This is a genomic window from Alteromonas sp. H39 (assembly GCF_047556435.1).
In the GTDB taxonomy this organism is placed as follows: domain Bacteria; phylum Pseudomonadota; class Gammaproteobacteria; order Enterobacterales; family Alteromonadaceae; genus Alteromonas.
Genome location: NZ_CP180210.1, coordinates 1,776,820 through 1,788,783, shown reverse-complemented (window position 1 = coordinate 1,788,783; position 11,964 = coordinate 1,776,820). Strand labels below are relative to the sequence as shown.

Genomic DNA, 11,964 nt, shown 5'->3' with positions numbered 1-11,964 from the left:
TAATTAATTAAGTCGGATTTATTATGCGACCGGTTTTGACGAAGCGTACAGTGCACAATGGTTGCCACCAGGATCTTTTATCAAACAATATTCAGCGTCACCAAATGTGCGGATCTCTCCAACCTGCTCCCCCCCTTTTGCAACAACAGCATTGATGGATGACGCAAGTTCTGCCACAGTAAAATAAGGTATCCAGCCAGACGGTAATGCCGCGTTTGGCCCGCGTCGATGACAAATGCCACCAGCTGGCGATCCGTCCGGTTTAATCATTACGAAGTCTACGTAATTCCCCATATCAACGGTTTCACGACGCCACCCCATAACTGCAGCATAAAACTCACTGACAGTGTCGGCATCATCAACCGTCATATCCAGCCACATTGCGTTTTCCACTCTCAACTCCTAAAAAAATCAGATTGTTCCCGTCTCTGTCAATAGCCACCTTCCGGATTCTGTCAACAGAATTTACCGATTCAGTGTAGACAAAAGCGGTGGAAAATGCTTGTGGTTAACATGATCTTATCCACTGAACATTGTTTAACCAAATTATTAAACCCTTATTTATCATGCCATTAGCGTTCATCCCCAAACTACTCAACAAACTTATCCACAGATTAAGTGGATAACACGTAGCACTTACCAACAGATAGTGATTTAATGATTATTCATTTTCTCATGGATCGATTTTTCGCATATGCCAAAACAGACACTCAGCGTACTGCCCCAGCAATTTGTCATTCACAGTCTGGATGCAGACGCTGATATTCCGGCGTCGGTGCTCGCAAGTCCGCTTTTCTTTCTTGGCAAAACGTCGGATGAATTATCCATTGTTGTTCCTTCAGATATCCCCGTTCGTTCACTGGAATCCGATCCACAATGGCGTGCGCTTGAGTTATTAGGCCCGCTGCATCTCTCCATGGTGGGGATCATGGCACAGATTGGTGCTGTACTGGCCGAAGCCAAAGTCGCGATTTTCGTTGTATCGACCTTCGAAACCGACTTTTTTCTGGTTAAGGATAAAAAACTTAAAGCTGCCACCGAGGCGCTGCGAAAAAATGGCTACACAGTAAACGACTGATCCGATGCTTCCAGCGACATTTTTACCCGACAGCCCACCTGAGTCCGTGCGACTGGCGATTCCTGTAATGACACCGGCCTCTGGCAAACGGGATGATTTGACATCGCACGAAGATGCCCTTGTCAGCTGCGGAATTTATGGGCCGGGACAGCTTATTTACACGGCGTCTCACCTGATATGCTCGCCAGTTACCGGCAAAATCATTGATTGCGATGCGTTGTCATATTCATTTGCGGTGACCAGTAAGAAAGGTCTTAAGATCCGGGTGCGTTACGGCCACGATATGACGCGGCTGATGGGAGAAAAGTGTGAATTTTTGGTGCGTAAACATAGTAACGTAACTGCCGGCGACACAGTGATGCGCCTGAATACGGCATGGCTTCGACAGCAGCAAGTTGCACCGGTGTGCGTGGTGAGTGTGCTGAATGCCTCTGCATTAAAGGCGCTGGTGCCAGCCCGCACGAGCCAGCTGACCGCGCCCCATGATGTACTGTTTACTGCTTACGCCTGATACACAACCAGTGCAGAAAAATCAGCACGCGCATCATCGTAAAGGCGTTTAGTTGCTGAAATCATATTTTAATGAGATTTCCGCATTCAGCAGTTTTGAAATCGGACAGTTCTCTTTGGCATCATTCGCAATCGAGTCAAACTCCCGTTCTTCAATACCTGCAACCTTCGCATCCAGCGTCAATGCGGATGCCGTTACGGTAAATCCATCACCGTCTTTTTCTAACGTGACTTCAGCATCAACATTTAATTCGCCACTGTCGTAACCGGCATCCGCCAGCGCGAATGACAGCGCCATGGCGTAACAACTGGCGTGCGCCCCGGCAATCAGTTCCTCAGGATTGGTTCCGGGTTTATCTTCAAACCGGGTGTTGAAACCGTAAGGCTGCTCCGACAGTGCACCGCTGCCCAGACTTACCTGTCCTTTTCCATCTTTGCCTAGTGGTTGATAACGTGCAGAAGCTGTTTTTACAATAGCCATAGTATCTCCTTAGTTGAGTCCATGTTTAGCAGGTCACAGCAACAATAAGAGGCTGTGCACCCGAAACTGATGAGTTTTGAATGACTGTGCAAGAAGTAAATGCACAAGTCATGCCTGCTACCGGCAATGACACACACCCCGTGGTACAGTGGTTGCCACTGATTTTTTACAACTATCACCGGGTCGCGTGCTGTAAGCGTTACACGCGGCTTGTACCTTTTGCATCCCAAACCGCCAAAAGATAGACTGAGCACAATCATATTGAAGGAATCTTAGACACTATGACAACGATGTACGGCATCCCTAATTGCGACACGATTAAAAAAGCCAGAAAATGGCTGGAGGCCAATGACGTAGCATTTCAATTCCATGACTACAGAAAAGACGGTGTAGATGCAGACTGGCTGCAACAGGCGTTCGATGAGCTTGGCTGGGAAAACCTGGTGAACAAACGCGGCACCACCTACCGTCAGTTACCAGAAGAGCAAAAAGCGGATATGGACCAGCCGAAAGCCCTTGCCCTGCTTCGCGAGCATCCAGCCATGATTAAGCGACCAGTACTTGAACACAACGGCTCACTTCACCTGGGCTTTAAGCCCGGGCAGTACGAGGATATTTTTTCCTGATGCAAGATGTAATTGAAATCGCAACCTTACTGATAAACCAGCGCTCTGTAACGCCAGATGACGCTGGATGCCAGGATTTTATGAAAAGCTGGCTGGGTGAGCTTGGTTTCAACAATGAAACCATGGTATTTGAAGATACCACCAACCTCTGGTCGCGCCGAGGCAATACCGGCCCGGTATTTTGTTTTGCCGGCCACACCGATGTGGTACCCAGCGGTCCGGAAGAGGCCTGGCAAACGCCCCCTTTCACCGCCACCAAACTTGGCGGTAACCTGCACGGGCGCGGCGCAGCAGATATGAAGGGCTCACTCGCCGCCATGCTGGTCGCAACCAGACGCTTTGTGGAAGACTACCCGGATCATCGCGGAAGCATTGCCTTTCTTATCACCAGTGACGAAGAGGGCCCGTTTATTAACGGTACGACTCGCGTCATTGATACACTGGAAGCGCGCAATGAAAAAATCACCTGGTGCGTGGTCGGTGAGCCTTCCAGCACCGATTTTGTCGGCGATATTGTGAAAAACGGGCGTAGGGGATCGCTAACCGGGGATCTTACCGTTCATGGTATTCAGGGCCATGTCGCCTACCCTCACCTGGCCGAGAACCCGGTACATGCGGGAGCCAGTGCGCTGGCCGAGCTGGCAGAGGCGCACTGGGATGACGGCAACGAGTTTTTTCCGCCTACCAGCTTTCAGATTTCCAACATTCACGCCGGCACCGGTGCAGGGAATGTGATCCCGGGAAAAATGCATGTTTGCTTTAATTTCCGCTTTTCCACAGAGTTGACCGATAAGCTACTGATCGACCGCGTCACTCACATTCTGGATTCACATCATCTCAACTACGACATCAAATGGACATTTAACGGCCAGCCGTTTCTCACTGATAAAGGGGAATTGCTGAAAGCAACCGAAGCTGCCATTGAGTCAGTGAATGGCAAGCCAACGACACTGTCGACGGCAGGCGGGACATCTGATGGGCGATTCATCGCCCCAACCGGCGCTGAAGTGATTGAACTTGGTCCGGTGAATGCGACTATTCATAAAGTCGATGAGCATGTCTGTATGGAAGACTTGCGAAAGCTCGAGCAAATGTACTACGGCATTCTCAAAGGGCTGTTGCATGACTGATGCAGACTGGCTTGGCCAGGCGAATCACTACCTGACAGATGCCGGTAACGGCCACCGTCTGCATCCGGATACCCTGGCAGCATTTCTCGCCATGCAGGATGCTGCCGCCGCGGCAGGTATTGACTGTCAACTGGTCTCAGCGTACCGCAGCTTTGAACGTCAGCGGCAAATCTGGAATAAAAAATGGCGCGGAGAAATGCCATTGTATGACGCCGACGGTCAGTTGCTGGACCCGCAAACACTCAGCGCAGAAGACAAGCTGACGGCTATTCTTACCTGGTCGGCTATGCCCGGGGGCAGCAGACATCATTGGGGCACCGATATTGACGTTTATGATCGCGCCAGTGTAAAAGCCAGTAACCATTCTTTTGAACTGGTAGATAGTGAATATTGCGAAGACGGGCCCTGTGCAACCTTGTCTGCATGGCTTGATGATAATGCTGAAAAGTTTGGCTTTTATCGCCCGTTTAGCGAATTCAGAGGCGGCGTAGCCACCGAGCGCTGGCATCTAAGTCATAAAGCCAGTGCTATGCCATTCGAACAATTACGCAATAAAAATGCATTGGAAATGGCGTTAAGAAACGCCAGTCTGGAAGGCAGGCAGACGCTTATCGACGCTCTGCCACGATTGTACTCACGTTATGTACTAAATGAGGGATTATCATGAGTCTTACCTGGATAATAATTATCGTTGCGTTAATTTTTGGCGTCATACTGAGCAACCTCATGCTGCTTAAGTACAGCACCAAATTTAAAACACCGAAAGGCTTTACACCTAAAAAGGATCCTTACAAAGACAAGGATGATGAAAAGGACAGCTGGTAATGCTGAGCTGAGACAACAGCATTTGGGAGACTGACACACACCAGATGACCAGCCTCTCTGCCTGCCAACATTAGTGCATGCGCCCTTGCCTCAACGAGACGGTAATATTACGCCAAAAAGTCAGCAGCTAACCACAGTGCCGGACTCGCCGGATATCGCTCAGGCTCACAGCCAAGTGACAAATCAAGATGGTCTTTTGCAGGCCTACTGGGTTAAGTCAAAAAACTAACGACAAGCAGGCGCTTGGCTGAAAGCCCCGCAGCGCGAGCCCTGAAGCACGCATTTACGACAAGCTTTCTGCCAGGAACGACTCTCATTCCCTGCGAACCCTGCCTTGCAACTTCGTGCTTCAGACTCGCTGAGTGACGATAAACGTGTTTGCATCTTCCCTAACAATCAACAGCGCGAACCGCCGTACCGCTGATACTTACCATCAGCATACTGCCTTTTTCGCCAATCACTTCATAATCAATATCAATACCTACTACAGCGTTCGCGCCCATTCCTCTGGCCTCATGCTCAAGTTCCGTAAAGGCAAGTTTTCTTGCTTTTGTCAGCTCATCCTCGTACGAGCCGGAACGCCCGCCGACAATATCCCGAATAGAAGCGAACAAATCTTTAAACAGGTTGGCGCCCATCACCGCTTCGCCTACCACGATGCCGTAATATTGTTCAATCTTCTTGCCTTCCAGATTGGGTGTTGTAGTAATGATCATGAAGTAATCTTTTTTGTTTGCAACTGCGTGCATGCAATTGACTGTCGTTCAATATAACAAGCGTTATATTCCAAGCTTTTCAGCAAGCTGCTGACATAACGTTACCATCCGGTCCTGGGTGTAAGGTACTGCAGGCTGTCGCCCCCATACTGGTGCTGGCCATGCCACGTCAGTTGTGTATCTGGCAACATGATGAAGGTGAAGCTGACTGACCACGTTCCCCAACGCCGCGATGTTCAGCTTATCCGGCTGAAATAGATCGCGCAATGCTATCGATACCTGACGTGACTCTTCCCATAGCTGGGCTTGCTCATCCTGGTGCAAATCCAGTATTTCAGTCATGCCTTCGCGCCTTGGCACCAGTATCACCCAAGGGAACTGACTATCGTTCATTAACAATACTTCGCAAAGCGGCAGCAGCCCTACCCGACAGGTATCATTTGCCAGTCTCTCGTCAAGTTTAAACATCGGGGTTTTCCAGTGTTGTTGGTACAACTGTCAGTAGTGCGCGCTGACCTAATGCAACGTTCGCGTTAGGGAACACAATCGCTTCACCATCGTACTGTGTCTCATAACTTGCGCCCGATTCAGTAGCCAGAACCGTGCCTTTCGCATAATCCGTAAAATTCGGCGTATCATCGGCAAAGTGCAGGGTAAAATCGTCCTGATGCTTGTTTATCACCTGATTTACCCGATAAATATCAAGTGTAGATAAATCGACCTCTGGCGCGAACTCTTTTTCTGTAACCAGTTTTGTCAGTGCCTGTTTCGCATCTTCAAAGCGTGACATATCATTTTCACCAAACGGGCGCACCTTTCCCAACTCTACAGTAAAGGCATGTGCCTGATGCTGACAGGAAGAATAGTAACTAAAAGTTGTAGTGGGACTTTCCGAGAGCAGTATGGTTTTCACGCCACAGGCGGCCAGAAAGGCCAGTTGCCCTGTGCTGTGACGACGCTCGTGAAGATACGGGTACACGGCAAACTTCTCGTTCTTCGAGGCACGGATTGCGGTATGCAGGTCATAATGAAAACGGGGGGCCTGCGCCGGTGCCGATGCGTAAAATTCAGATACGGCGTCCTCTAGCTGCTTTGCCCTTATCCGCTCATTATTGATAAGGCCATCGCCATCTGAATGTGCACCACTGAAAAGCCGGTTCATATTTTCTTCTACAAAGCGCTTTCCAATATCCATCGCCGGCAGGTTGCCGAACAGAAACAGTACCCGGTGGCAGGCTTGCAACTTACCTGTTAACAGGTGTTTAACCATCTCGTCGCAAATTTCTATCGGTGCCGTCTCGTTCCCGTGCACACCGCATGAATAAATGATGTGCTTGGTGTTAGCGTTTACCGCTTTTGGAGTAAAAGAAATAATCCCCGGAGCGGTTACTGTTACTTGCGTACCGTTATCCAGCGTAAAAGCAGAAATACCGGACAGTGCTTCCGGATGATGGCGGGAAAGAGAAAGAAATTCTCCGTTTTCAATGGGCTGAGTCACGTATTACATCACCTGTAGTAACCAAAGTATTGGCCACAAGTCTACCGGCTAAAAGAAAAATTTCCACCAGAGCATGATACATCGTGGCGGAACCATCCGTAGCAGTGATATCAGAAGCCTAACAACTGGTAGTACAGGGAATATCCATCATTGGGTAACAACCGGTGAGAACAGAACTGGCAGAGTACTAACGCGATGTGGGAAGCGGTTATCCGGGAGTATCAGAGAGTGCAGATGAGCCTGGTTATCTTAGCCTGTGGCCTTTCGAAGTGGGGAGTCACCCACAATAATCTCCTGACTTGCCAGAGTTTGAAATTCATGCAGCGGAATTGCGCGGGAAAACAAATAGCCCTGACCGATATTGATGCCCAATTCACGCAAGATATGCAGTTGTTCCAGTGTTTCGATACCTTCAGCAATAACCTCACAGCCTTTCGAATGGCCAATGATCCTCGCCGCTTCTATAATCGCCCGGTTTACCTCGTTGCCGGTTAACTCCATCACAAACACTTTATCAATTTTGAGTGCGTTAATATCCAGTTCGCGGATGTAGGCAAGATTGGAGTAGCCTTTACCAAAATCATCCACCGAAATTTCAACCCCAAGTGCACGGAGCTCAGATAACTGCTTTTTTGCCATCAGCGAATTGGATAATGCCACATCTTCGGTCAGTTCCAGTTCAATACGAGACAAGGCGATATCGTAGCTTTGACTGAGTAATTTCAATGTCGGTATCAGCTTGCTGTCATACAACTGTGTTGGCGAAATGTTCACGGACAATGTGAGCTTAAAGCCGTTAGCATCTAACTGGACCATGCTCCGAAAAGCCTGCTCAAATGTCCAGTATGCCAGCTCATTCATCATATTGTAGGACTCAGCCGCTTCAATAAGCGGGCCCGGAAAAAGTACCCCGTCCAGAGGATGATTCCATCGCAGCAAGCACTCAGCCCCTACAATCTTAAGTGATTGCAGATCTACCTGAGGCTGAAAATATAACTCCAGCTCGTTTTGTGACAGCGCACGCTTTAAGTCGGCTTTCAGAGCCAGACTTCTGCCTGTCTCAGCTTTGTCTTCCATGCCAAGCAGAAAAAAGTTTTCGTATTTGTTTTCTTTGGCATGTTTTAACGCTGCTTCCGCTCGTGAAACGAAACGCGTTATGCTAAATACATCGCACTCGCCATACACCCCTCCTACATTAAAATCGGCAATAAATGCATGATTTTCATAGTGCATTGGCGTTTTAAAGTGCTCAATCAGATGCTCGAACAGATTCTGTAGCTGAGATGAAGAGTGCTTTCCTGGCAGAATTAATCCAAACACATCGCCACTGATCCTGCCAAAATGCGCAGAGTGTGGAAACAACCTGATGATACGATTGGCAATTTCAAGCAGGAATCGGTCGCCCACCTGAAAGCCGAGGCTGGATGTCACATCAGAGAAGCGGACAACATCGATGAGCAGCAATGACAGGTGTGAATGCTGCATCGCAGATTTATCGACGGTGTCAATAAACGCGTATCGATTCGGGATTGTCGCCAGTGTCTGGTGCAATCGGGTCATAGCATGCATTACCTCTCAAACAAGCAAGCTAATGTCGTAGTGGTGTAAGGGTTATAAAACCACGGGGCTTCCCGCTTAGCAACTGTTAATTAGTATAACTTCAGATACCTGCGTGCTTTTCCAACAGCTAGCCCCACTATCGGTGTTTTTTGCTACCGCGCTGTCTCCAAGACGCTTACCTGGAGAATTACAAAATATTAACCCAAAGCAGTCCATTTTCTGTCCCGTTAAGTATGAATATCAATATTATCCATTGATGGTGTGAATACAGCGAAAACTAATTCGCTATTGCACCAGATAAGTCAACCATTTTGGAGGCGCATAATGTCAGTAAAAAGGGTCTTAAATATCGTCAATGGAGAGGAACTCCCGAACCGCTCAGGAGACACATTTTCAGTGACAAACCCAGCCACTGGCAAGGTGTTGTACGAAGTGGAAGTTGCCGATGACTACATCAGAGAAGAAGTGCTTGAAAGCGCAAAAAACGCATTTCGGGTTTGGTCCGAGACACCAGCCAAAGAACGCGCAAGGATATTACACAAAGCTGTTGCTCTGCTACGAGAACACAACGATGAGTTAGCCATGGTAGAAGTGCTTGATACTGGCAAGCCACTTCAGGAGGCCATCGAAGTTGATGTCGCAACCGGCGCTGATGTTATTGAATTTTTCGCTTCACTGGCACCGACACAAGTGGGGCAGCAGCAAAGTGTTGATGGTGATTTCTATTACACCCGTAAGGAGCCGCTGGGAATTTGTGCAGGAATAGGAGCATGGAATTACCCTCTGCAGATCGCATGCTGGAAATCCGCACCGGCACTAGCTGCGGGCAATGTCATGATTTTTAAACCCTCAGAAGAAACGCCCTGCGGCGCCGTAGAGCTGGCCAAAATATTTATCAAAGCTGGTATTCCGCGTGGTGTGTTCAATGTGGTTCACGGTGAAGCCGATACCGGTCAATGGCTCACCTCTCATCCGGAGATAGAGAAAGTGTCTTTCACTGGCGAGGTCGGCACTGGCAAAAAAGTAATGGAAAGTGCCGCCAGTACGCTCAAAGAAGTCACCATGGAGCTGGGCGGGAAATCACCGCTGCTGGTATTTGACGATGCCGATATTGAGGAAGCCGTATCTGCAGCCATGCTGGGTAACTTTTATACACAGGGTGAGGTGTGCACCAACTGTACCCGCGTGTTTGTGCATGAGGATATTTATGACACCTTTATGGATAGCCTGCTTAAACGCACCCGCGAGAACATTATTGCCGGCGATCCGACAGATATGAAGACCAATCTGGGGGCTCTGATTTCTGAGCAACACCTGCAGCTGGTGATGGACTACATCGAAAAAGGCAAGCAAGAAGGTGCCACGTTGGCTGCCGGAGGAAATCGCTTGTCTCCAGAAACCGCGCCTGACGGCTATTTCGTCGAGCCCACGATATTCACAGACTGCACTGACGACATGACCATTTGTCGCGAGGAAATATTCGGCCCCGTAATGAGCGTGTTGACGTTTAGTGATGAAGACGAAGCCATTCGCCGTGCTAACGCTACGCCAGTGGGGCTGGCTGCTGGCGTAATGACCAAAGATATCCGCCGGGCACACCGGGTGATCCATCAGCTTCAGGCTGGGATCTGCTGGGTGAACAGCTACGGGGCCTCCCCCGCAGAAATGCCGGTTGGAGGCTATAAGCTTTCCGGCGTCGGGCGTGAAAATGGTATAGAGACACTGGATCAGTACACCCAGACCAAATCGGTTTATGTCGGTATGCAAAAACTGGAAAGCCCATTTTAAGGAGAACGCCATGAAGAGTTTTGATTACATTATCGTCGGGGCTGGCTCAGCAGGGTGTGTACTGGCAAATCGCCTGAGTGAAGACAGTGACAATCAGGTGTTGTTACTTGAGACCGGGGGAAGCGATAAAAGCATTTTTATTCAAATGCCTACCGCCCTCTCCATCCCTATGAACACCGACAAATACGCGTGGCAGTTTTACACCGAAGAAGAGCCGTACCTGGATAACCGTAAAATGCATTGTCCTCGCGGAAAGGTACTTGGCGGCTCATCATCAATAAACGGTATGGTGTACGTACGCGGCCATGCCTGTGACTTTGACGAATGGGAAGAGTCTGGCGCGAAGAATTGGGGATATCAGCATTGCCTGCCCTACTTCAAACGCGCAGAAAGCTGGTACCTGGGCGGCAATACTTATCGTGGTGATGACGGTCCGCTGGGCGTTAATAACGGGAATGAAATGGAAAACCCGCTTTACCGCGCTTTTATTGATGCGGGAAAGCAAGCCGGGTACCCCATCACCGACGATTACAATGCCAAACAGCAGGAAGGCTTTGGCCCTATGCATATGACGGTAAAAGGCGGCAAGCGATGCTCCGCGTCCCGCGCCTACCTTGATCCGATAAAAGACCGCAGCAATCTGACTATTCTTACGCATGTGGTGGTAGAAAAAGTGCTGCTTGAGGGCAAAAAAGCGGTAGGTGTACAGTATCGCCAGAAGGACCAGCTTCACGAAGCAAAGGCCACGAAAAAAGTGATCCTAAGTGCTGGCTCAATTGGCTCGCCTCAATTGCTGCAACTCTCCGGAATCGGTGATGAAAACCATTTACGCGAGGTTGGCGTTGAGCCCAAACATCATTTACCCGGCGTAGGCCAAAACCTGCAGGATCACCTGGAGTTTTATTTTCAGTTCCGCTGTAAAAAGCCCATCACTATTAATGGCAAACTGGATATCTTTTCGAAAGGACTGATAGGCGCCCGCTGGCTGTTGTTTAAAGATGGACTGGGTGCAAGTAACCACTTTGAATCCTGCGCCTTTATCCGCTCCAAAGAAGGCGTAAAATGGCCTGACCTACAGTACCACTTCTTACCGGCAGCCATCCGCTACGACGGCAAAAGCGCTGTGAAAGGCCATGGTTTTCAGGTTCATATCGGGCACAACAAACCGAAAAGCCGTGGACGGGTGAAAATTACCTCATCCGATCCCAGCCAGGCGCCGTCAATCCTGTTTAATTACTTGCAGCATGAAGATGATATTGAAGGGTTTCGTGCCTGCGTACGCCTGACAAGGGAGATTATTCATCAATCCGCCTTCGACGACTATCGTGGTGAAGAAATACAACCCGGTGAAAGCGTGCAGTCTGATGAAGAAATTGATGCCTTTGTTCGCGAAGCTGTCGAAAGTGCGTATCACCCTTCCTGTACTTGTAAAATGGGGGAAGATGACATGGCAGTCGTCGACTCTGAGACCCGGGTGAGAGGTATTGAAAACCTGCATGTTGTCGACTCTTCAATTTTTCCGACTATCCCTAACGGCAATCTCAATGCCCCGACCATCATGGTGGCAGAAAAAGCAGCCGACATGATCTTAGGAAAGCCAGCGTTAACAGAGGCAAACGTTAAGGTGGCTATTGACGCGCAGTGGCAGGAACAGCAGCGCTCCGAAATAATTTAAGGTGTTCAGTGAATGCCCTTAAGAGAAGAAAATGCGGGCGATGTCCGCTTCTTCACGCTGTGAGCTATAGTTTAGAC

The 11,964-nt window shown here is 49.1% G+C and carries 14 protein-coding genes; 8 read left to right on the top strand and 6 right to left on the bottom strand.

Going from position 1 to position 11,964, the window contains the following annotated elements:
- Positions 1 to 21: 21 nt before the first annotated feature.
- Positions 22 to 393 carry a VOC family protein gene (locus tag ACLBLI_RS07920; protein ID WP_414830552.1) on the bottom strand — a complete coding sequence of 124 codons (372 nt, stop codon included), beginning with the start codon at positions 391 to 393 and terminating at the stop codon, positions 22 to 24.
- 301 nt (positions 394 to 694) lie between these two features.
- Between ACLBLI_RS07920 and ACLBLI_RS07915 the strand changes: the two genes are divergently transcribed.
- Positions 695 to 1,078: an ACT domain-containing protein gene (locus tag ACLBLI_RS07915; protein ID WP_414830551.1), complete on the top strand. Its 384-nt coding sequence runs from the start codon at positions 695 to 697 to the stop codon at positions 1,076 to 1,078.
- 4 nt (positions 1,079 to 1,082) lie between these two features.
- The gene (locus tag ACLBLI_RS07910) at positions 1,083 to 1,589 is read left to right on the top strand and encodes a PTS glucose transporter subunit IIA (RefSeq protein WP_414830550.1); all 507 of its coding nucleotides are present in this window, start codon (positions 1,083 to 1,085) and stop codon (positions 1,587 to 1,589) included.
- A gap of 48 nt (positions 1,590 to 1,637) precedes the next feature.
- Here the strand turns inward: ACLBLI_RS07910 and ACLBLI_RS07905 are convergent, their stop codons facing one another.
- Positions 1,638 to 2,069, bottom strand: a complete 432-nt coding sequence (locus ACLBLI_RS07905) for an OsmC family protein (RefSeq protein ID WP_414830549.1) — start codon at positions 2,067 to 2,069, stop codon at positions 1,638 to 1,640.
- 281 nt (positions 2,070 to 2,350) lie between these two features.
- Here ACLBLI_RS07905 and ACLBLI_RS07900 point away from each other — a divergent pair, with 281 nt between their 5' ends.
- The 4 genes from ACLBLI_RS07900 to ACLBLI_RS07885 are packed head-to-tail and all read left to right on the top strand — an operon-like array spanning position 2,351 to position 4,650.
- Positions 2,351 to 2,695, top strand: coding sequence for an ArsC family reductase (locus ACLBLI_RS07900; protein ID WP_414830548.1), 345 nt, complete (start codon positions 2,351 to 2,353; stop codon positions 2,693 to 2,695).
- A complete protein-coding gene (dapE, locus tag ACLBLI_RS07895) occupies positions 2,695 to 3,825 on the top strand; it encodes a succinyl-diaminopimelate desuccinylase (protein ID WP_414830547.1) in 1,131 nt (376 codons plus the stop codon). The genes ACLBLI_RS07900 and dapE overlap by 1 nt, the downstream gene beginning before the upstream one ends.
- Positions 3,818 to 4,492 carry a M15 family metallopeptidase gene (locus ACLBLI_RS07890; RefSeq protein ID WP_414830546.1) on the top strand — a complete coding sequence of 225 codons (675 nt, stop codon included), beginning with the start codon at positions 3,818 to 3,820 and terminating at the stop codon, positions 4,490 to 4,492. The genes dapE and ACLBLI_RS07890 overlap by 8 nt, the downstream gene beginning before the upstream one ends.
- A complete protein-coding gene (locus tag ACLBLI_RS07885; RefSeq protein ID WP_414830545.1) occupies positions 4,489 to 4,650 on the top strand; it encodes a DUF2897 family protein in 162 nt (53 codons plus the stop codon). Before ACLBLI_RS07890 ends, ACLBLI_RS07885 begins: the two co-directional genes overlap by 4 nt.
- 389 nt (positions 4,651 to 5,039) lie before the next feature.
- Here ACLBLI_RS07885 and ACLBLI_RS07880 read toward each other — a convergent pair whose 3' ends face one another.
- The 4 genes from ACLBLI_RS07880 to ACLBLI_RS07865 form a co-directional block, all read right to left on the bottom strand.
- Positions 5,040 to 5,366, bottom strand: a complete 327-nt coding sequence (locus ACLBLI_RS07880) for a heavy metal-binding domain-containing protein (RefSeq protein ID WP_414830544.1) — start codon at positions 5,364 to 5,366, stop codon at positions 5,040 to 5,042.
- Positions 5,367 to 5,429: 63 nt separating this feature from the next.
- Entirely contained in the window at positions 5,430 to 5,834 is a 405-nt protein-coding gene (locus ACLBLI_RS07875) for an HIT domain-containing protein (RefSeq protein ID WP_414830543.1), read from the bottom strand.
- Positions 5,827 to 6,864 (bottom strand): succinylglutamate desuccinylase, encoded by a 1,038-nt coding sequence (gene astE / locus ACLBLI_RS07870; protein WP_414830542.1) that lies wholly within the window; start codon positions 6,862 to 6,864, stop codon positions 5,827 to 5,829. The genes ACLBLI_RS07875 and astE overlap by 8 nt, the downstream gene beginning before the upstream one ends.
- A gap of 249 nt (positions 6,865 to 7,113) precedes the next feature.
- Positions 7,114 to 8,424: a putative bifunctional diguanylate cyclase/phosphodiesterase gene (locus ACLBLI_RS07865; protein WP_414830541.1), complete on the bottom strand. Its 1,311-nt coding sequence runs from the start codon at positions 8,422 to 8,424 to the stop codon at positions 7,114 to 7,116.
- Positions 8,425 to 8,748: 324 nt separating this feature from the next.
- On the opposite strand from ACLBLI_RS07865, the gene betB reads away from it, so the two are divergent.
- Both betB and betA read left to right on the top strand, forming a co-directional pair.
- A complete protein-coding gene (gene betB / locus ACLBLI_RS07860; protein ID WP_414830540.1) occupies positions 8,749 to 10,212 on the top strand; it encodes a betaine-aldehyde dehydrogenase in 1,464 nt (487 codons plus the stop codon).
- A 10-nt stretch (positions 10,213 to 10,222) separates the two neighbouring features.
- The gene (gene betA, locus ACLBLI_RS07855) at positions 10,223 to 11,887 is read left to right on the top strand and encodes a choline dehydrogenase (protein ID WP_414830539.1); all 1,665 of its coding nucleotides are present in this window, start codon (positions 10,223 to 10,225) and stop codon (positions 11,885 to 11,887) included.
- Positions 11,888 to 11,964: the final 77 nt, after the last annotated feature.